At 53.2% G+C, this 19,088-nt stretch carries 20 protein-coding genes; 18 read left to right on the top strand and 2 right to left on the bottom strand.

Annotated features, from left to right (window positions below; genetic code table 11):
- The first annotated feature begins 40 nt into the window (after positions 1-40).
- From ftsY to ataT, 7 genes are all read left to right on the top strand, one after another.
- Positions 41-1,579 (top strand): signal recognition particle-docking protein FtsY, encoded by a 1,539-nt coding sequence (gene ftsY / locus D9734_RS16920; protein WP_130209082.1) that lies wholly within the window; start codon positions 41-43, stop codon positions 1,577-1,579.
- A gap of 2 nt (positions 1,580-1,581) precedes the next feature.
- Entirely contained in the window at positions 1,582-2,250 is a 669-nt protein-coding gene (ftsE, locus tag D9734_RS16915; protein ID WP_000617723.1) for a cell division ATP-binding protein FtsE, read from the top strand.
- On the top strand, positions 2,243-3,301 hold the full coding sequence (gene ftsX, locus D9734_RS16910; protein WP_130209080.1) for a permease-like cell division protein FtsX: 1,059 nt from the start codon (positions 2,243-2,245) through the stop codon (positions 3,299-3,301). The genes ftsE and ftsX overlap by 8 nt, the downstream gene beginning before the upstream one ends.
- Positions 3,302-3,545: 244 nt before the next feature.
- Positions 3,546-4,400 carry an RNA polymerase sigma factor RpoH gene (gene rpoH / locus D9734_RS16905; RefSeq protein WP_000130217.1) on the top strand — a complete coding sequence of 285 codons (855 nt, stop codon included), beginning with the start codon at positions 3,546-3,548 and terminating at the stop codon, positions 4,398-4,400.
- A gap of 271 nt (positions 4,401-4,671) precedes the next feature.
- A complete protein-coding gene (gene livJ / locus D9734_RS16900; RefSeq protein WP_130209078.1) occupies positions 4,672-5,775 on the top strand; it encodes a branched chain amino acid ABC transporter substrate-binding protein LivJ in 1,104 nt (367 codons plus the stop codon).
- A gap of 149 nt (positions 5,776-5,924) precedes the next feature.
- The gene (gene ataR / locus D9734_RS16895; RefSeq protein ID WP_001277106.1) at positions 5,925-6,191 is read left to right on the top strand and encodes a type II toxin-antitoxin system antitoxin AtaR; all 267 of its coding nucleotides are present in this window, start codon (positions 5,925-5,927) and stop codon (positions 6,189-6,191) included.
- Between the two features lie 6 nt (positions 6,192-6,197).
- A complete protein-coding gene (gene ataT, locus D9734_RS16890; RefSeq protein ID WP_130209076.1) occupies positions 6,198-6,725 on the top strand; it encodes a type II toxin-antitoxin system toxin acetyltransferase AtaT in 528 nt (175 codons plus the stop codon).
- Here the strand turns inward: ataT and panM are convergent.
- Positions 6,722-7,105 carry an aspartate 1-decarboxylase autocleavage activator PanM gene (panM, locus tag D9734_RS16885; protein WP_130209074.1) on the bottom strand — a complete coding sequence of 128 codons (384 nt, stop codon included), beginning with the start codon at positions 7,103-7,105 and terminating at the stop codon, positions 6,722-6,724. The genes ataT and panM overlap by 4 nt on opposite strands.
- 423 nt (positions 7,106-7,528) lie before the next feature.
- Here panM and livK point away from each other — a divergent pair, with 423 nt between their 5' ends.
- The 11 genes from livK (at position 7,529) to ugpQ (ending at position 18,545) form a co-directional block, all read left to right on the top strand.
- Positions 7,529-8,638 (top strand): high-affinity branched-chain amino acid ABC transporter substrate-binding protein LivK, encoded by a 1,110-nt coding sequence (gene livK, locus D9734_RS16880; RefSeq protein WP_130209072.1) that lies wholly within the window; start codon positions 7,529-7,531, stop codon positions 8,636-8,638.
- A 47-nt stretch (positions 8,639-8,685) separates the two neighbouring features.
- Positions 8,686-9,612 (top strand): high-affinity branched-chain amino acid ABC transporter permease LivH, encoded by a 927-nt coding sequence (gene livH / locus D9734_RS16875; protein ID WP_130209070.1) that lies wholly within the window; start codon positions 8,686-8,688, stop codon positions 9,610-9,612.
- Positions 9,609-10,886, top strand: a complete 1,278-nt coding sequence (gene livM, locus D9734_RS16870) for a branched chain amino acid ABC transporter permease LivM (protein ID WP_130209068.1) — start codon at positions 9,609-9,611, stop codon at positions 10,884-10,886. The genes livH and livM overlap by 4 nt, the downstream gene beginning before the upstream one ends.
- Entirely contained in the window at positions 10,883-11,650 is a 768-nt protein-coding gene (gene livG, locus D9734_RS16865; RefSeq protein WP_000082101.1) for a high-affinity branched-chain amino acid ABC transporter ATP-binding protein LivG, read from the top strand. Before livM ends, livG begins: the two co-directional genes overlap by 4 nt.
- Position 11,651: 1 nt before the next feature.
- On the top strand, positions 11,652-12,365 hold the full coding sequence (gene livF, locus D9734_RS16860; protein WP_000416895.1) for a high-affinity branched-chain amino acid ABC transporter ATP-binding protein LivF: 714 nt from the start codon (positions 11,652-11,654) through the stop codon (positions 12,363-12,365).
- Positions 12,366-12,483: 118 nt separating this feature from the next.
- Positions 12,484-13,230: a tetratricopeptide repeat protein gene (locus tag D9734_RS16855; protein ID WP_130209066.1), complete on the top strand. Its 747-nt coding sequence runs from the start codon at positions 12,484-12,486 to the stop codon at positions 13,228-13,230.
- 359 nt (positions 13,231-13,589) lie between these two features.
- A complete protein-coding gene (gene ugpB, locus D9734_RS16850) occupies positions 13,590-14,906 on the top strand; it encodes a sn-glycerol-3-phosphate ABC transporter substrate-binding protein UgpB (protein ID WP_130209064.1) in 1,317 nt (438 codons plus the stop codon).
- 97 nt (positions 14,907-15,003) lie between these two features.
- Positions 15,004-15,891: a sn-glycerol-3-phosphate ABC transporter permease UgpA gene (ugpA, locus tag D9734_RS16845; protein ID WP_000099289.1), complete on the top strand. Its 888-nt coding sequence runs from the start codon at positions 15,004-15,006 to the stop codon at positions 15,889-15,891.
- Positions 15,888-16,733, top strand: a complete 846-nt coding sequence (ugpE, locus tag D9734_RS16840) for a sn-glycerol-3-phosphate ABC transporter permease UgpE (protein ID WP_000572183.1) — start codon at positions 15,888-15,890, stop codon at positions 16,731-16,733. The genes ugpA and ugpE overlap by 4 nt, the downstream gene beginning before the upstream one ends.
- Position 16,734: 1 nt before the next feature.
- Entirely contained in the window at positions 16,735-17,805 is a 1,071-nt protein-coding gene (ugpC, locus tag D9734_RS16835) for a sn-glycerol 3-phosphate ABC transporter ATP binding protein UgpC (RefSeq protein WP_130209062.1), read from the top strand.
- Positions 17,802-18,545, top strand: coding sequence for a glycerophosphodiester phosphodiesterase (ugpQ, locus tag D9734_RS16830; protein ID WP_130209060.1), 744 nt, complete (start codon positions 17,802-17,804; stop codon positions 18,543-18,545). Before ugpC ends, ugpQ begins: the two co-directional genes overlap by 4 nt.
- Here ugpQ and D9734_RS16825 read toward each other — a convergent pair.
- The gene (locus D9734_RS16825; RefSeq protein WP_130209058.1) at positions 18,532-18,972 is read right to left on the bottom strand and encodes a DUF2756 family protein; all 441 of its coding nucleotides are present in this window, start codon (positions 18,970-18,972) and stop codon (positions 18,532-18,534) included. The genes ugpQ and D9734_RS16825 overlap by 14 nt on opposite strands.
- Positions 18,973-19,088: the final 116 nt, after the last annotated feature.

Genomic DNA, 19,088 nt, shown 5'->3' with positions numbered 1-19,088 from the left:
ACGCTGTGCCATGAAGCAACAGCGAGGAGTGTAGTCGCAGATGGCGAAAGAAAAAAAACGTGGCTTTTTTTCCTGGCTGGGCTTTGGTCAAAAAGAGCAGACCCCGGAAAAAGAGACAGAAGTCCAAAATGATCAATCGGTTGTAGAAGAAACTGTCCAGGCAGAAGAGCCTGCGAAGGTTGCTGAACAACCTGTTGAGGAGTTGCCGCAGTCCCATACTGAAGCCGAGGCGGAAACTTTTGCTGCCGAAGTGGTGGAAGTGACGGAACAGGTTGCCGAAAGCGAGAAAGTGCAGCCTGAAGCTGTTATCGAAGCGGAAGTCAGTGCGCAGCCAGAACCCGTAGTGGAAGAATCGCCAGCACCGGTAGTTGAACCTGAAGTTACGCCGGAGCCGGTGGCTATCGAGCGTGAAGAGCTGCCATTGCCGGAAGACGTCAACGCCGAAGAGGTTTCGCCAGAAGAATGGCAGGCAGAAGCGGAAACCGTGGAGATTGTCGAAGCGGCGCAAGAAGAAGCGGCTAAAGAAGAAATCACCGACGAAGAGCTGGAAGCACAGGCGCTGGCTGCCGAAGCGGCAGAAGAGGCGGTGATGGTGGTTCCTCCGGCAGAAGAAGAGCAGCCGGTGGAAGAAATTGCCCAGGAGCAAGAAAAACCGACCAAAGAAGGTTTCTTCGCGCGCCTGAAACGCAGCCTGTTAAAAACCAAAGAAAATCTCGGTTCCGGATTTATCAGCCTGTTCCGCGGTAAAAAAATCGACGATGATCTGTTTGAGGAGCTGGAAGAGCAGCTTTTGATCGCCGATGTGGGTGTGGAAACCACGCGTAAAATCATCACCAATCTGACAGAAGGCGCATCCCGCAAGCAGCTTCGTGACGCCGAGGCGCTCTATGGCCTGCTGAAAGAAGAGATGGGCGAGATTCTGGCGAAAGTCGATGAACCACTGAACGTCGAAGGCAAAGCGCCGTTTGTGATCCTGATGGTCGGCGTCAATGGCGTGGGGAAAACCACGACGATTGGCAAGCTGGCGCGTCAGTTTGAACAGCAAGGTAAATCTGTCATGCTGGCGGCGGGCGATACTTTCCGTGCGGCAGCGGTTGAGCAGCTTCAGGTCTGGGGGCAGCGCAACAATATCCCGGTGATTGCCCAGCATACTGGTGCGGATTCCGCCTCTGTTATCTTCGACGCCATTCAGGCTGCGAAGGCGCGTAATGTTGACGTTCTGATTGCCGATACCGCCGGACGCTTGCAGAACAAATCGCACCTGATGGAAGAGCTGAAGAAAATCGTCCGCGTGATGAAGAAACTCGACGTTGAAGCCCCGCATGAAGTTATGCTGACTATCGATGCCAGCACCGGGCAGAATGCGGTAAGCCAGGCCAAATTGTTCCACGAAGCGGTTGGCTTAACCGGCATCACGTTAACGAAACTGGACGGCACGGCGAAAGGCGGGGTAATTTTCTCGGTGGCTGACCAGTTTGGTATTCCTATCCGCTATATTGGTGTCGGCGAACGTATTGAGGATTTGCGTCCGTTTAAGGCGGACGACTTTATAGAGGCACTTTTTGCCCGAGAGGATTAACAATGATTCGCTTTGAACATGTCAGCAAGGCTTATCTCGGTGGGAGACAGGCGCTGCAGGGCGTTACGTTTCATATGCAGCCGGGTGAGATGGCGTTTCTGACCGGTCATTCCGGTGCAGGGAAAAGTACCCTCCTGAAGCTGATCTGTGGGATTGAGCGGCCAAGCGCCGGGAAAATCTGGTTTAGCGGCCATGACATCACGCGTCTGAAAAACCGTGAAGTTCCGTTTCTGCGCCGCCAGATCGGCATGATTTTCCAGGATCACCATCTACTGATGGACCGTACTGTCTATGATAACGTGGCGATCCCGTTGATTATCGCCGGTGCCAGCGGTGACGATATTCGTCGCCGTGTATCGGCGGCGCTGGACAAAGTCGGGCTACTGGACAAAGCGAAAAACTTTCCAATACAGCTTTCTGGCGGTGAACAGCAGCGCGTTGGCATTGCCCGCGCGGTGGTGAACAAACCTGCGGTACTGCTGGCGGACGAACCGACCGGTAACCTGGATGATGCGCTGTCAGAAGGGATTTTACGTCTGTTTGAAGAGTTTAATCGCGTTGGGGTAACAGTATTGATGGCTACACACGACATCAACCTGATTTCACGACGTTCCTATCGCATGCTCACCCTGAGCGATGGTCACTTGCATGGAGGCGTGGGCCATGAATAAGCGCGATGCAATCAATCATATCCGGCAGTTTGGCGGGCGTCTTGATCGCTTCCGTAAATCGGCTGGCGGCTCTGGCGACGGGGGGCGTAACGCGCCGAAACGCGCGAAGTCCTCGCCAAAACCGGCAAATCGCAAAACCAACGTTTTCAACGAACAGGTGCGCTATGCGTTCCACGGCGCTTTGCAGGATCTGAAAAGCAAACCGTTCGCCACGTTTCTAACCGTGATGGTCATTGCCATCTCCCTGACGCTGCCAAGCGTCTGTTATATGGTGTACAAAAACGTTAACCAGGCGGCGACGCAGTATTATCCGTCACCACAAATCACTGTTTATCTACAAAAAACACTGGATGATGACGCCGCAGCAGGCGTGGTGGCGCAGCTACAGGCCGAGCAGGGCGTGGAGAAAGTGAACTATCTTTCTCGTGAAGACGCACTGGGCGAGTTCCGTAACTGGTCTGGCTTTGGTGGTGCGCTGGATATGCTGGAAGAAAACCCGCTTCCGGCAGTGGCAGTGGTGATCCCGAAACTCGATTTTCAGGGGACGGAGTCACTGAATACGCTGCGCGATCGAATCACTCAGATTAACGGCATTGACGAAGTGCGGATGGATGACAGCTGGTTTGCCCGTCTGGCGGCGTTGACCGGGCTGGTCGGGCGCGTTTCGGCGATGATCGGCGTATTGATGGTGGCGGCTGTGTTCCTCGTCATCGGCAACAGTGTGCGTCTGAGCATCTTTGCTCGCCGTGACTCCATCAACGTGCAGAAACTGATTGGTGCGACGGATGGTTTCATCCTTCGCCCGTTCCTGTACGGCGGTGCGCTGCTGGGATTTTCTGGCGCATTGTTGTCATTAATTTTGTCAGAAATTCTGGTACTGCGTTTGTCGTCAGCGGTGGCGGAAGTGGCGCAGGTTTTCGGAACTAAGTTTGATATCAATGGCTTATCGTTCGATGAATGTCTGCTTTTGCTGCTGGTGTGTTCGATGATTGGCTGGGTGGCAGCCTGGCTTGCCACGGTACAACATTTACGCCATTTTACGCCTGAATAATAAAAGCGTGTTATACTCTTTCCCTGCAATGGGTTCCGTAGCAGGGAAAGAGACCCCGTTGTCTCTTCCCGGTATTTCATCTCTATGTCACATTTTGTGCGTAATTTATTCACAGCGTTGCATTGAACTTGTGGATAAAATCACGGTCTGATAAAACAGTGAATGATAACCTCATTGCTCTTAAGCTCTGGCACAGTTGTTGCTACCACTGAGGCGCCAGAAGATATCGATTGAGAGGATTTGAATGACTGACAAAATGCAAAGTTTAGCTTTAGCCCCTGTTGGCAACCTGGATTCCTACATCCGGGCAGCTAACGCGTGGCCGATGTTGTCGGCTGACGAGGAGCGGGCGCTGGCTGAAAAGCTGCATTACCATGGCGATCTGGAAGCAGCTAAAACGCTGATCCTGTCTCACCTGCGGTTTGTTGTTCATATTGCTCGTAATTATGCGGGCTATGGCCTGCCACAGGCGGATTTGATTCAGGAAGGTAACATCGGCCTGATGAAAGCAGTGCGCCGTTTTAACCCGGAAGTGGGTGTGCGCCTGGTCTCCTTCGCCGTTCACTGGATCAAAGCAGAGATCCACGAATACGTTCTGCGTAACTGGCGTATCGTCAAAGTTGCGACCACCAAAGCGCAACGCAAACTGTTCTTCAACCTGCGTAAAACCAAGCAGCGTCTGGGCTGGTTTAACCAGGACGAAGTCGAAATGGTGGCCCGTGAACTGGGCGTAACCAGCAAAGACGTGCGTGAGATGGAGTCACGTATGGCAGCGCAGGACATGACCTTTGACCTGTCTTCCGACGACGATTCCGATAGCCAGCCGATGGCTCCGGTGCTCTATCTGCAGGATAAATCATCCAACTTTGCCGACGGCATTGAAGATGATAACTGGGAAGAGCAGGCGGCAAACCGCCTGACCGATGCGATGCAAGGTCTGGACGAGCGTAGCCAGGATATCATCCGCGCGCGCTGGCTGGACGAAGACAACAAGTCCACGTTGCAGGAACTGGCTGACCGTTACGGTGTTTCCGCTGAGCGTGTGCGTCAGCTGGAAAAGAACGCGATGAAAAAACTTCGCGCTGCTATTGAAGCGTAATTTCCGCTGTTAAGCAGAGAACCCTGGATGAGAGTCCGGGGTTTTTGTTTTTTGGGCCTCTGCAATAATCAATTTCCCCCTCCGGCAAAACGCCAATCCCCACGCAGATTGTTAATAAACTGTCAAAATAGCTATTCCAATATCATAAAAATCGGGTATGTTTTAGCAGAGTATGCTGCTAAAGCACGGGTAGCCATGCATAAAACGAAATAAAGTGCTGAATAACAACATCACAACACACGTAATAACCAGAAGAATGGGGATTCTCAGGATGAATATAAAGGGTAAAGCGTTACTGGCAGGATGTATCGCGCTGGCATTCAGCAATATGGCTCTGGCGGAAGATATTAAAGTTGCGGTCGTGGGCGCGATGTCTGGTCCGGTGGCCCAGTACGGTGACCAGGAGTTTACTGGCGCAGAGCAGGCGGTAGCGGATATCAACGCCAAAGGCGGCGTTAAAGGCAACAAACTGCAAATCGTAAAATATGACGATGCCTGTGACCCGAAACAAGCGGTCGCGGTGGCGAACAAAGTCGTTAACGACGGCATTAAATACGTGATTGGTCACCTCTGTTCTTCATCAACGCAGCCAGCGTCTGATATCTACGAAGACGAAGGCATTTTAATGATCACCCCTGCGGCAACCGCACCAGAGCTGACCGCGCGTGGCTATAAGTTGATTATGCGCACCACTGGCCTGGACTCTGACCAGGGACCAACGGCGGCGAAATATATTCTTGAGAAAGTGAAACCGCAGCGTATTGCTATCGTCCACGACAAACAACAGTACGGCGAAGGTCTGGCGCGTGCGGTGCAGGATGGCCTGAAGAAAGGCAATGCTAACGTGGTGTTCTTTGATGGCATCACCGCTGGGGAAAAAGATTTCTCAACGCTGGTGGCGCGTCTGAAGAAAGAGAATATCGACTTCGTTTACTACGGCGGTTACCACCCGGAAATGGGGCAAATCCTGCGTCAGGCACGCGCGGCAGGGCTGAAAACTCAGTTTATGGGGCCGGAAGGCGTGGCTAACGTCTCGCTGTCTAATATCGCGGGCGAGTCAGCGGAAGGGCTGCTGGTGACCAAGCCGAAGAACTACGATCAGGTTCCGGCGAACAAACCGATTGTTGACGCCATCAAAGCGAAAAAACAGGACCCAAGCGGCGCATTCGTCTGGACTACCTACGCGGCGCTGCAATCTTTGCAGGCGGGCCTGAATCAGTCAGATGATCCGGCTGAGATCGCTAAATACCTGAAAGCGAACTCGGTTGATACCGTGATGGGACCACTGACCTGGGATGAGAAAGGCGACCTGAAAGGTTTTGAGTTCGGCGTATTTGACTGGCACGCCAACGGCACGGCGACCGATGCGAAGTAACAGATAGATAAATGAAAATGCCCGATGCGCTTAACGGCTATCGGGTTTTTTTGTGTTTGTCGAAATGGTTGTAGAAAGATTAAACAATCCAGGATATGCTTATTGTACGGTGATGTGCCGTACATATTATACGGAGCAGGAGAGTTCACATGTCTGCTGTTAAAAAGCAGCGTATCGATCTGCGTTTAACTGACGATGATAAAAGTATGATTGAGGAAGCGGCAGCGATATCTAATCAGTCCGTCAGCCAATTTATGTTGAACAGCGCTTCACAGCGGGCTGCGGAAGTGATTGAACAGCATCGGCGGATGATCCTCAATGAGGAATCCTGGACGCGGGTGATGGATGCGCTGAGTAATCCCCCGTCGCCAGGTGAAAAGCTAAAACGCGCGGCAAAACGTCTTCAGGGAATGTAATAATTTATGGATGATCTGACGATAGAGATTCTGACCGATGATGCAGATTATGATCTACAGCGATTCGACTGCGGCGAGGAAGCGTTAAATCTCTTTCTGACGACACATCTGGTTCGTCAACATCGCAATAAAATTCTGCGAGCGTATATCCTTTGTCGCAACACTCCAGAACGTCAGGTGCTGGGATATTACACATTATCCGGCAGTTGTTTTGAACGAGCCGCATTGCCCTCGAAATCGAAACAGAAAAAAATTCCCTACAAAAATATTCCCAGCGTCAGTCTTGGGCGTCTGGCAATTGATCGTTCATTACAGGGGCAGGGATGGGGAGCAACATTGGTTGCTCATGCCATGAAAGTCGTCTGGTCAGCCTCTTTAGCGGTAGGTATTCACGGTCTTTTTGTCGAGGCGCTGAATGAAAAAGCCCATACGTTTTATCAGTCGCTGGGCTTTATCCCGCTGGTCGGAGAAAACGAAAATGCGTTATTTTTCCCAACCAAATCCATTGAACTGCTTTTTACACAGAGCGATTAACGCTTCTCCCAGCCGCCCTGTTGTGCCGTAAACCCCAATGCCTGCATAAACGCTGTCATCACGCTGCGGTCTTCCACGCCAGCATCCGCCATCCACCAGCATGAAACGCCAGGATTGTTACGCAAAACCTCTTCCAGCAGATATTGCCCTACACCGCGACGCCGGGTGACTTCCCGCACGCGCAGGGAATCCAGTGCTCCCTCGGTGCCGCTTAAGGTTACCCGCACGGCCGCGAGCAGACGCTCGTTAAAACGCGCGGCGTAGATACGGTGGTTATCGTCAATCTGTAAAGAGGAAGGGGAATACTCCGGCCAGATCTTTTGCAGGTCAATCCGGTCCTGGTCGCTAAAGTTTTCTAATCGAATGATGGTCAGCTTCATGGGTAACCCGTGTAAATCACAAAAGTGGAACCAGTGTAGCGAAATAATTTAATCGGAGGCTTTCTCTTTTTTATTTCTTTTGGCAGGTGATTAATTTTTTTTCAGCAATAATTACAAATTAAAAACATTAGAGAATGAAAATTGTCCAGCATAATCCCCTGATGGCTAGTGAATTGTTCCGCCCTTTATGCCGTTATTTTATGCTGACAACGACGCTTTTTTCTGTTTATCTATCAACATATTCAGAATATTATCTGTTCTTAATCGACTGAAAAATAGGGATTTTAATCGCTATTATCACAATATACTGCGCTAAACCCTTAATCAGACAGGTAAAAACAGTGCAGTATAAAAAAAGAACAGCCTGATTTGTTAACACATAAAAACAAAGCAACACAACATTACGAGTGGGGATTTTGAATAATGAAACGGAATGCGAAAACTATCATCGCAGGGATGATTGCACTGGCAATATCACACACCGCTTTAGCCGACGATATTAAAGTTGCCGTTGTCGGCGCGATGTCTGGCCCGGTTGCCCAGTGGGGCGATATGGAATTTAACGGCGCGCGTCAGGCAATCAAAGACATCAATGCCAAAGGGGGAATTAAAGGCGATAAGCTGGTTGGCGTGGAATATGACGACGCCTGCGACCCGAAACAGGCCGTTGCGGTCGCCAACAAAATCGTTAACGACGGCATTAAATACGTTATTGGTCATCTGTGTTCTTCTTCTACCCAACCTGCGTCAGATATCTATGAAGACGAAGGTATTCTGATGATCTCGCCGGGAGCGACCAATCCGGAGCTGACCCAACGCGGTTATCAACACATCATGCGTACTGCCGGGCTGGACTCTTCCCAGGGGCCAACGGCGGCGAAATACATTATTGAGACGGTGAAGCCCCAGCGCATCGCCATCATTCACGACAAACAACAGTATGGCGAAGGGCTGGCACGTTCGGTGCAGGACAGTCTGAAAGCGGCTAATGCCAACATCGTTTTCTTCGACGGCATTACTGCTGGTGAGAAAGATTTTTCTGCGCTGATTGCCCGCCTGAAAAAAGAAAACATCGACTTCGTTTACTACGGCGGTTACTACCCGGAAATGGGGCAGATGCTGCGCCAGGCCCGTTCCGTAGGCCTGAAAACTCAGTTCATGGGGCCGGAAGGTGTGGGTAATGCGTCGCTGTCGAATATTGCTGGCGATGCTGCCGAAGGCATGTTGGTCACCATGCCAAAACGCTATGACCAGGATCCGGCAAACCAGGGCATCGTTGATGCGCTGAAAGCAGACAAGAAAGATCCGTCCGGGCCTTATGTCTGGATCACTTACGCGGCGGTGCAATCTCTGGCAACTGCCCTTGAACGTACCGGCAGCGATGAGCCGCTGGCGCTGGTGAAAGATTTAAAAGCTAACGGTGCAAACACCGTGATTGGGCCGCTGAACTGGGATGAAAAAGGCGATCTTAAGGGATTTGATTTTGGTGTCTTCCAGTGGCACGCCGACGGTTCATCCACGGCAGCCAAGTGATCATCCCACCGCCCGTGAAATGCGGGCGGGTTTAAAAAGGTTACCTTATGTCTGAGCAGTTTTTATATTTCTTGCAGCAGATGTTTAACGGCGTCACGCTGGGCAGTACCTACGCGCTGATTGCCATCGGCTACACCATGGTTTACGGCATTATCGGCATGATCAACTTCGCCCACGGCGAGGTTTACATGATCGGCAGCTACGTCTCATTTATGATCATCGCCGCGCTGATGATGATGGGCATTGATACCGGCTGGCTGCTGGTGGCGGCGGGATTCGTCGGCGCAATCATCATTGCCAGCGCCTACGGCTGGAGTATCGAACGGGTGGCTTATCGCCCGGTGCGTAACTCTAAGCGCCTGATTGCGCTCATCTCGGCAATCGGTATGTCCATCTTCCTGCAAAACTACGTCAGCCTGACCGAAGGTTCGCGCGACGTGGCGCTGCCCAGCCTGTTTAACGGGCAGTGGGTGGTGGGCCATAGCGAAAACTTCTCTGCCTCTATTACTACCATGCAGGCGGTGATCTGGATTGTTACCTTCCTCGCCATGCTGGCGCTGACGATTTTCATTCGCTATTCCCGCATGGGGCGCGCCTGTCGTGCCTGCGCGGAAGATCTGAAAATGGCGAGCCTGCTTGGCATTAACACCGACCGGGTGATTGCGCTGACCTTTGTGATTGGCGCGGCGATGGCGGCGGTGGCAGGTGTGCTGCTCGGTCAGTTCTACGGTGTGATTAACCCCTACATCGGCTTTATGGCCGGGATGAAAGCCTTTACCGCTGCGGTGCTCGGCGGGATTGGCAGTATTCCAGGGGCGATGATTGGCGGCCTGATCCTGGGGATTGCGGAGGCGCTCTCTTCTGCCTATCTGAGTACGGAATATAAAGATGTGGTCTCATTTGCCCTGCTGATTCTGGTACTTCTGGTGATGCCGACCGGTATTCTGGGTCGCCCGGAGGTAGAGAAAGTATGAAACCGATGCATATTGCAATGGCGCTGCTCTCTGCCGCGATGTTTTTTGTCCTGGCGGGCGTCTTTATGGGCGTGCAGCTGGAGCTGGATGGCACCAAACTGGTGGTCGACACGGCTTCGGATGTCCGTTGGGAGTGGGTGTTTATCGGCACGGCGGTGGTCTTTTTCTTCCAGCTTTTGCGACCTGCTTTCCAGAAAGGGCTAAAAAGCGTTTCCGGGCCGAAGTTTATCCTGCCCGCCATTGATGGCTCCACGGTGAAGCAAAAGCTGTTCCTCGTGGCGCTGCTGGTGCTTGCGGTGGCGTGGCCGTTTATGGTGTCGCGCGGGACGGTGGATATCGCCACCCTGACCATGATCTACATTATCCTTGGCCTCGGGCTGAACGTGGTGGTAGGGCTTTCCGGCTTGCTGGTGCTGGGCTACGGCGGCTTTTACGCCATCGGCGCTTACACCTTTGCGCTGCTCAATCACTATTACGGCCTTGGCTTCTGGACCTGTTTGCCGATTGCCGGATTGATGGCAGCGGCGGCGGGCTTCCTGCTCGGCTTCCCGGTGTTGCGTCTGCGCGGTGACTATCTGGCGATAGTTACCCTCGGTTTCGGCGAAATTGTGCGTATATTGCTGCTCAATAACACCGAGATTACCGGCGGCCCAAACGGTATCAGTCAGATCCCGAAACCGACTTTCTTCGGCCTTGAGTTCAGCCGTACCGCCCGTGAAGGCGGCTGGGACACCTTCAGTAATTTCTTTGGCCTGAAATACGATCCGTCCGATCGCGTCATTTTCCTCTACCTGGTAGCGTTGCTTTTGGTGGTGTTTTCTTTATTCGTCATTAACCGCTTACTGCGGATGCCGCTGGGCCGCGCGTGGGAAGCGTTGCGTGAAGACGAGATCGCCTGCCGTTCGCTGGGCTTAAGCCCGCGTCGTATCAAGCTTACTGCCTTTACCATCAGCGCCGCGTTTGCCGGTTTTGCCGGAACGCTGTTTGCGGCGCGTCAGGGCTTTGTCAGCCCGGAATCCTTCACTTTTGCCGAATCGGCGTTTGTGCTGGCGATAGTGGTGCTCGGCGGTATGGGCTCGCAATTTGCAGTGATTCTGGCGGCAGTTCTGCTGGTGGTGTCGCGCGAGTTGATGCGTGATTTCAACGAATACAGCATGTTAATGCTCGGTGGTTTGATGGTGCTGATGATGATCTGGCGCCCGCAGGGCTTGCTGCCCATGACGCGCCCGCAACTGAAGCTGAAAAACGGTGCAGCGAAAGGAGAGCAGGCATGAGTCAGCCATTATTATCTGTTAACGGCCTGATGATGCGCTTCGGCGGCCTGCTGGCGGTGAATAACGTCAATCTTGAACTGTACCCGCAGGAGATCGTCTCGTTAATCGGCCCTAACGGTGCCGGAAAAACCACGGTCTTCAACTGCCTGACCGGATTCTACAAACCCACTGGCGGCACCATTTTACTGCGCGATCAGCACCTGGAAGGTTTGCCCGGCCAGCAAATTGCCCGCATGGGCGTGGTGCGTACCTTCCAGCATGTGCGTCTGTTCCGTGAAATGACGGTAATTGAAAACCTGCTGGTGGCGCAGCATCAGCAACTGAAAACCGGGCTGTTCTCTGGCCTATTGAAAACGCCTTCTTTCCGTCGCGCCCAGAGTGAAGCGCTCGATCGCGCCGCCACCTGGCTTGAGCGCATTGGTTTGCTGGAACACGCTAACCGTCAGGCGAGTAACCTGGCCTACGGTGACCAGCGCCGTCTGGAGATCGCCCGCTGTATGGTGACGCAGCCGGAGATTTTAATGCTCGACGAACCGGCAGCAGGTCTTAACCCGAAAGAGACGAAAGAGCTGGATGAGCTGATTGCCGAACTGCGTAACCATCACAACACCACTATCTTGTTGATTGAACACGATATGAAGCTGGTGATGGGGATTTCAGACAGAATCTACGTGGTCAATCAGGGTACGCCGCTGGCAAACGGTACGCCGGAGCAAATCCGTAATAACCCGGACGTGATCCGTGCCTATTTAGGTGAGGCATAAGATGGAAAAAGTCATGTTGTCCTTTGACAAAGTCAGCGCCCACTACGGCAAAATCCAGGCGCTACATGAGGTGAGCCTGCATATCAATCAGGGCGAGATTGTCACCCTCATTGGCGCGAACGGGGCGGGGAAAACCACCTTACTCGGCACGTTATGCGGCGACCCGCGCGCCACCAGCGGGCGAATTGTGTTTGATGATAAAGACATTACCGACTGGCAGACGGCGAAAATCATGCGCGAAGCGGTAGCGATTGTCCCGGAAGGGCGTCGCGTCTTCTCGCGGATGACGGTGGAAGAGAACCTGGCGATGGGCGGCTTTTTTGCCGAACGCGACCAGTTCCAGGAACGCATAAAGTGGGTCTATGAACTGTTTCCGCGTCTGCATGAGCGCCGTGTTCAGCGAGCGGGAACGATGTCCGGCGGTGAACAGCAGATGCTGGCGATTGGTCGCGCGCTGATGAGCAACCCGCGTTTGTTGTTGCTTGATGAGCCCTCGCTCGGTCTTGCGCCGATTATCATCCAGCAAATCTTCGACACCATCGAGCAGCTGCGCGAGCAGGGGATGACTATCTTCCTCGTCGAGCAGAACGCCAACCAGGCGCTAAAACTGGCGGATCGGGGCTACGTGCTGGAAAACGGCCATGTGGTGCTCTCCGATACTGGCGACGCGCTGCTGGCGAATGAAGCAGTGAGAAGTGCATATTTAGGCGGGTAAATTATCGAATACCCGGCAGCCACGTTCTGCCGGGCTCTTCGTCCGTATACAGACTTGTTTCAACTGACCGGGAGGATTAAAACCAGACCACTTATTTGCCACGGAAAGGTTCCCTCCCATGCATTATGCCGTTGTCGCCATGCTTGAAATGCTTTGCTGTATCCACGCTTACCGTACCGGACAAGAGCGATATTGGTTTTTTATCATCTTCTGTTTTCCGGTGATTGGTTGCGTGGCGTATTTCGTCATGGTGATGCTGCCTGAAACGGGCGCTGACCTTCACGGACGTACTTTGCTGATGCGTCTGCAGGACAAAATCAACCCGGAACGGCACCTGCGCAAATTAACCGAAGAGCTGGCGATTGCCGAGACTAATCAAAACCATTATGCGTTGGCTAATGAACTGGCGCGCCTTGGGCGTTATCACGAAGCCGTTCCCCATTATCAGCAGGCGTTAAGCGGGATATTCGTCCATGAAGCGGCAATGATGTTGAGCCTGGCGCAGGCACAATTTGCCATCCAGGAGTTCGCCGCCTGCCAGCAGACGCTGGAAGATGTGATGCGTTATAACCCCGATTTTCAGTCGGCAGACGGGCATTTATTGTTCGCCAGAACCTTAGCCACCCAGGAAAAATACGCTGATGCGGAAAGCGAGTTTGAGGTGCTTGTTTCTTATTACCCCGGCCCGCAGGCGCGTATTTACTATGCGGAAATGCTGGCGAAAATGAGTCGACTACGTGAAGCCAACGAGCAGTATGTTGCTGTGGTTGATACGGCTAAACGCTCAAGACCTCATTATAGAAAACACCACCGGGAATGGATTAAGACCGCCAATGAACGGCTGAAGCAGAGTGTGGTGCGATGAAAATCTTCTTTGCCGTTAGACCAGTGTAGCGGCAATCTATTGTTAAAATTGAAAAATGTACTTCTCATCGGGCAGCAAAACTGGACGCAGAATTTGCTGCCATTTTTGCTCTTCATGGTAAGGCGTTCTGGCGATTAGAAGGTCGTTAATCGCCTCTTTTCAGTGCATTCTTGGGATATCCGTGCCCCATCTCCCATTTTCCCTCACCCGCGCCGTCACCGCCTTGTCATCTTTCTGACACCTTACTATCTTAAAAATGTAACAAAAGAGTTATTTTTCTGTAATTCGAGCATGTCATGTTACCCCGCGAGCATAAAACGCGTGAATTCGCGCATTCGGTACAACAAGAGAGATAATCAATGAAACCGTTACATTATACAGCTTCAGCACTGGCGCTCGGACTGGCGTTAATGGGCAATGCGCAGGCAGTGACGACCATTCCGTTCTGGCATTCTATGGAAGGGGAACTGGGGAAAGAGGTGGACTCTCTGGCCCAACGTTTTAACGCCGAAAACCCGGATTACAAAATTGTACCGACCTATAAAGGCAACTACGAACAGAATTTAAGCGCGGGGATTGCCGCATTTCGTACCGGCAACGCGCCGGCTATTTTGCAGGTTTATGAAGTTGGCACCGCCACCATGATGGCGTCGAAAGCCATTAAACCGGTGTATGACGTGTTTAAAGAGGCGGGGCTTCAATTCGATGAGTCGCAGTTTGTGCCGACGGTTTCAGGTTACTACTCCGACAGCAAAACGGGCCACTTACTCTCCCAGCCGTTCAACAGCTCGACCCCCGTTCTCTATTACAACAAAGACGCCTTCAAGAAAGCAGGGTTAGACCCGGAACAGCCGCCGAAAACCTGGCAGGATCTGGCTGACTATGCCGCGAAACTGAAAGCCTCCGGCATGAATTGCGGCTACGCCAGCGGTTGGCAGGGCTGGATCCAACTGGAAAACTTTAGCGCCTGGAACGGTCTGCCGTTTGCCAGCAAAAACAACGGCTTTGACGGCACAGACGCGGTGCTTGAATTCAACAAGCCGGAGCAGGTGAAACACATCACCATGCTCGAAGAGATGAACAAGAAGGGCGACTTCAGCTACGTCGGGCGTAAGGATGAATCCACCGAGAAGTTCTATAACGGTGATTGCGCAATGACGACAGCCTCTTCTGGTTCTCTTGCCAACATTCGCGAGTACGCCAAATTCAACTACGGCGTAGGCATGATGCCTTACGACGCCGATGCGAAAGGTGCGCCACAAAACGCCATTATCGGCGGGGCCAGCCTGTGGGTGATGCAGGGCAAAGATAAAGAAACGTATACCGGCGTGGCGAAGTTCCTCGACTTCCTCGCGAAGCCAGAAAACGCTGCCGAGTGGCATCAGAAAACCGGTTATCTGCCAATCACCAAAGCGGCGTATGACCTGACCCGTGAGCAGGGCTTTTACGAGAAAAACCCCGGGGCGGATATCGCGACGCGTCAGATGCTGAACAAGCCGCCGTTGCCGTTCACCAAAGGGCTGCGTCTGGGCAACATGCCGCAGATCCGCGTGATTGTGGATGAAGAACTGGAAAGCGTGTGGACCGGTAAGAAGACGCCACAGCAGGCGCTGGATACCGCCGTTGAGCGTGGGAATCAGTTGCTGCGCCGCTTTGAGAAATCGACGAAGTCTTAACCAGTGAAATGTCGGGTGCGCTTCGCTTATCCGACCTGCCATCGTGTGTAGGCAGAATAAGCGAAGCGTATCCGGCACAGTTCAGGAATTAACCGTAATGTCATCATCCCGTCCGGTGTTTCGCTCGCGCTGGCTGCCTTATTTGCTGGTCGCGCCGCAGCTCATCATCACCGTTATCTTTTTTATCTGGCCTGCGGGCGAAGCGTTGTGGTACTCGCTACAAAGCGTCGATCCGTTTGGTTTCTCCAGCCAGTTTGTCGGCCTGGATAACTTCGTCACGCTGTTCCATGACAGCTACTATCTCGACTCCTTCTGGACAACGATAAAATTCAGCACCTTTGTCACCGTCAGCGGTTTGCTGGTGTCGTTGTTCTTCGCGGCGCTGGTGGAGTACATCGTGCGCGGCAGCCGTTTCTATCAAACCTTAATGCTGCTGCCGTATGCCGTGGCTCCCGCTGTTGCCGCCGTATTGTGGATCTTCCTGTTTAACCCCGGTCGTGGGCTGATCACCCATTTTCTCGCTGAGTTCGGCTACGACTGGAACCATGCGCAAAACAGCGGTCAGGCGATGTTTCTGGTGGTGTTTGCCTCGGTGTGGAAGCAAATCAGCTACAACTTCCTGTTCTTCTATGCCGCGCTGCAATCCATTCCTCGTTCGTTGATTGAAGCCGCAGCTATTGACGGCGCAGGGCCGATTCGCCGCTTCTTTAAGATTGCGCTGCCGCTTATTGCTCCGGTGAGTTTCTTCCTGTTGGTGGTGAACCTGGTGTATGCCTTCTTCGACACCTTCCCGGTGATCGACGCCGCCACGTCCGGCGGGCCGGTTCAGGCCACCACGACGCTGATTTATAAGATCTACCGCGAAGGCTTTACCGGACTGGATCTGGCTTCGTCTGCCGCGCAGTCGGTGGTGTTGATGTTCCTCGTCATCGTGCTGACGGTGGTGCAGTTCCGCTATGTTGAAAGCAAGGTGCGTTACCAATGATTGAGAACCGTCCGTGGCTGACGATATTCAGCCATACCATGCTGATCCTCGGGATCGCGGTGATCCTCTTCCCACTGTACGTGGCGTTTGTCGCGGCGACGCTGGATAAACAAGAAGTCTACGCCGCGCCGATGACGCTTATTCCCGGCACGCATCTGCTGGAAAACATCCACAATATCTGGGTAAACGGGGTTGGTACGAATAGCGCGCCGTTCTGGCGGATGTTGCTTAACAGCTTTGTGATGGCGTTCAGCATTACGCTCGGCAAAATTACCGTCTCGATGCTCTCGGCATTTGCCATTGTCTGGTTTCGTTTTCCGCTACGTAACCTCTTCTTCTGGATGATTTTTATCACCCTGATGTTGCCGGTTGAAGTGCGTATCTTCCCGACGGTGGAAGTCATCGCCAACCTGAAGATGCTCGACAGCTACGCTGGTTTAACGCTGCCGCTGATGGCCTCGGCGACCGCTACCTTCCTGTTCCGCCAGTTCTTTATGACGCTGCCGGATGAACTGGTGGAAGCGGCGCGGATCGACGGCGCGTCGCCAATGCGTTTCTTTTGCGACATCGTTTTTCCGCTGTCAAAAACCAATCTGGCGGCGCTGTTTGTGATCACCTTTATTTACGGCTGGAACCAGTATTTGTGGCCGTTGTTGATTATTACCGACGTTGATCTCGGCACCACCGTGGCAGGGATTAAAGGGATGATCGCCACTGGCGAAGGCACCACGGAATGGAACTCGGTGATGGCGGCGATGTTGTTAACCCTGATCCCACCAGTAGTGATTGTTTTAGTGATGCAGCGTGCCTTTGTGCGCGGCCTGGTCGATAGTGAGAAATAAGATGGCAGGACTGAAATTACAGGCAGTAACCAAAAGCTGGGATGGCAAAACCCAGGTCATTAAACCGCTGACCCTTGATGTGGCGGATGGCGAATTTATCGTGATGGTCGGGCCGTCTGGCTGCGGGAAATCGACGTTATTGCGAATGGTGGCCGGACTGGAGCGGGTAACGACGGGCGATATCTGGATCGACCGCAAGCGTGTCACTGAAATGGAGCCGAAAGATCGCGGAATTGCGATGGTATTCCAGAACTACGCGCTCTATCCGCATATGAGCGTTGAGGAGAACATGGCGTGGGGGCTGAAAATCCGCGGCATGGGCAAGCAGCAAATAGCCGAGCGCGTTAAAGAAGCGGCGCGTATTCTGGAGCTGGACGGCCTGCTCAAGCGCCGCCCGCGTGAGCTATCCGGCGGTCAGCGCCAGCGTGTGGCGATGGGGCGCGCGATTGTGCGTGAGCCGGCGGTGTTCTTGTTTGATGAGCCGCTCTCTAACCTCGATGCCAAGCTGCGCGTGCAGATGCGGCTTGAACTACAACAACTGCACCGTCGCCTGAAAACAACTTCACTCTACGTTACCCACGATCAGGTTGAAGCGATGACCCTCGCCCAGCGAGTGATGGTAATGAACGGCGGTGTTGCCGAACAGATTGGCACACCGGTGGAAGTGTACGAAAAGCCCGCCAGCCTGTTTGTGGCGAGTTTTATCGGCAGTCCGGCGATGAACCTGCTGACAGGCCGCGTGAATAACGAAGGCACGCATTTCGAACTGGAAGGCGGTATTGCGCTGCCGCTAAACGGTTACTATCGCCAGTATGCCGGGCGTAAAATGACCCTCGGTATCCGCCCGGAACATATTGCGCAAAGTTCGCAGGCAGAAGGCGGCGTGCCACTAGTGATGGACACGCTGGAGATCCTCGGCGCAGATAACCTGGCACACGGACGCTGGGGCGAACAGAAGCTGGTGGTGCGACTGGCGCATCAGGAGCGCCCGACGGCAGGCAGCACGCTGTGGCTGCATCTGCCGGAAAATCAGCTACATCCTTTTGATGGTGAAACAGGACAACGAGTATGAGTAACTGGCCTTATCCCCGCATCGTCGCTCATCGTGGCGGCGGTAAGTTGGCCCCGGAAAACACCTTGGCGGCAATCGACGTAGGGGCGAAATACGGTCATAAGATGATCGAATTTGACGCGAAGTTATCGAAAGATGGCGAGATCTTCCTGCTCCATGACGATAATCTCGAACGTACCAGCAACGGTTGGGGCGTTGCGGGCGAGCTGAACTGGCAGGATTTACTGCGCGTGGATGCGGGCAGTTGGTACAGCAAAGCGTTTAAAGGTGAGCCGCTGCCGTTGCTTTCGCAGGTGGCGGAACGCTGTCGCGAACATGGGATGATGGCGAATATCGAAATCAAGCCCACCACTGGCACCGGGCCATTAACGGGCAAAATGGTGGCGCTGGTGGCACGTGAACTGTGGGCCGGTATGACGCCGCCGCTGCTGTCATCGTTTGAGATTGATGCTTTAGAAGCCGCACAATTGGCGGCACCGGAACTGCCGCGTGGTTTATTGCTTGATGAGTGGCGCGACGACTGGCGCGAACTGACCACGCGGCTGGGCTGCGTCTCTATTCATCTCAATCATAAGTTGCTCGATAAAGCGCGAGTGATGCAGTTGAAAGACGCCGGACTGCGGATTCTGGTGTATACCGTCAACAAACCCCAGCGCGCGGCAGAGTTGCTGCGCTGGGGCGTGGATTGCATCTGTACCGATGCGATTGATGTGATTGGTCCGAACTTTACGGACCAATAGTTTTCAACGGAATGTCAGGCTGCGACGTGCTGGGCGGATTCAGCATGTCGCCGTTTTTCCTCTCTTGCAGCATATGCTGCTGATTTAGCGAACTATCCGGATTATGGTTACTGTTTAACATCCCGCCGTTGGTGTTGGGCAGCATTTGCTGCCGGGCAGGATTTAGCTCCCCCGGCTGCGACTGCAATACCCGCTGAGAGTTGCTATTAATCTGATTTTCTAAATGCTGCTGTTGCAATTGCGTCTGAGTTTTCAGTTGCTGATTCAGCATCCCTTTTTGCTGGATTTGCTGAGTCTGCATTTGAGTTTGCATCCGCTGCTGGCTGGGGATCTGATACCCCGGCTGGTTAGGATTATTCAGAGTATTAATGGGCTGTGCAAAGCCGACAAACGGCAGGAGTGCCGTCAAAAGCAGAAGTCGTTTCATCGCGTATCCTCCTCTGAAGATATCCTTTAAGTTTACTCGCTTCCCGGCAAAACGATGATTAATTCAGAGTTATATACCAGGCTTAGCTGGGGTTGCCCCACACATAACTGGAGAAT

The organism is Escherichia sp. E14S1 (assembly GCF_004211995.1).
Classification (GTDB): Bacteria; Pseudomonadota; Gammaproteobacteria; order Enterobacterales; family Enterobacteriaceae; genus Escherichia.
This window is presented reverse-complemented; position numbering and strand designations above follow the sequence as displayed.

Excerpts from the sequence above, each read along its gene's own strand:
- ftsX (WP_130209080.1), top strand. The coding sequence starts at position 2,243 with ATGAATAAGCGCGATGCAATCAATCATATCCGGCAGTTTGGCGGGCGT.
- ftsE (WP_000617723.1), top strand. The coding sequence starts at position 1,582 with ATGATTCGCTTTGAACATGTCAGCAAGGCTTATCTCGGTGGGAGACAG.
- ugpQ (WP_130209060.1), top strand. The coding sequence starts at position 17,802 with ATGAGTAACTGGCCTTATCCCCGCATCGTCGCTCATCGTGGCGGCGGT.
- D9734_RS16825 (WP_130209058.1), bottom strand. The coding sequence starts at position 18,972 with ATGAAACGACTTCTGCTTTTGACGGCACTCCTGCCGTTTGTCGGCTTT.
- D9734_RS16855 (WP_130209066.1), top strand. The coding sequence starts at position 12,484 with ATGCATTATGCCGTTGTCGCCATGCTTGAAATGCTTTGCTGTATCCAC.
- ugpE (WP_000572183.1), top strand. The coding sequence starts at position 15,888 with ATGATTGAGAACCGTCCGTGGCTGACGATATTCAGCCATACCATGCTG.
- livH (WP_130209070.1), top strand. The coding sequence starts at position 8,686 with ATGTCTGAGCAGTTTTTATATTTCTTGCAGCAGATGTTTAACGGCGTC.
- ataT (WP_130209076.1), top strand. The coding sequence starts at position 6,198 with ATGGATGATCTGACGATAGAGATTCTGACCGATGATGCAGATTATGAT.
- panM (WP_130209074.1), bottom strand. The coding sequence starts at position 7,105 with ATGAAGCTGACCATCATTCGATTAGAAAACTTTAGCGACCAGGACCGG.
- ugpB (WP_130209064.1), top strand. The coding sequence starts at position 13,590 with ATGAAACCGTTACATTATACAGCTTCAGCACTGGCGCTCGGACTGGCG.
- ugpC (WP_130209062.1), top strand. The coding sequence starts at position 16,735 with ATGGCAGGACTGAAATTACAGGCAGTAACCAAAAGCTGGGATGGCAAA.
- livM (WP_130209068.1), top strand. The coding sequence starts at position 9,609 with ATGAAACCGATGCATATTGCAATGGCGCTGCTCTCTGCCGCGATGTTT.
- rpoH (WP_000130217.1), top strand. The coding sequence starts at position 3,546 with ATGACTGACAAAATGCAAAGTTTAGCTTTAGCCCCTGTTGGCAACCTG.
- livF (WP_000416895.1), top strand. The coding sequence starts at position 11,652 with ATGGAAAAAGTCATGTTGTCCTTTGACAAAGTCAGCGCCCACTACGGC.
- ftsY (WP_130209082.1), top strand. The coding sequence starts at position 41 with ATGGCGAAAGAAAAAAAACGTGGCTTTTTTTCCTGGCTGGGCTTTGGT.
- livG (WP_000082101.1), top strand. The coding sequence starts at position 10,883 with ATGAGTCAGCCATTATTATCTGTTAACGGCCTGATGATGCGCTTCGGC.
- ataR (WP_001277106.1), top strand. The coding sequence starts at position 5,925 with ATGTCTGCTGTTAAAAAGCAGCGTATCGATCTGCGTTTAACTGACGAT.
- livJ (WP_130209078.1), top strand. The coding sequence starts at position 4,672 with ATGAATATAAAGGGTAAAGCGTTACTGGCAGGATGTATCGCGCTGGCA.
- ugpA (WP_000099289.1), top strand. The coding sequence starts at position 15,004 with ATGTCATCATCCCGTCCGGTGTTTCGCTCGCGCTGGCTGCCTTATTTG.
- livK (WP_130209072.1), top strand. The coding sequence starts at position 7,529 with ATGAAACGGAATGCGAAAACTATCATCGCAGGGATGATTGCACTGGCA.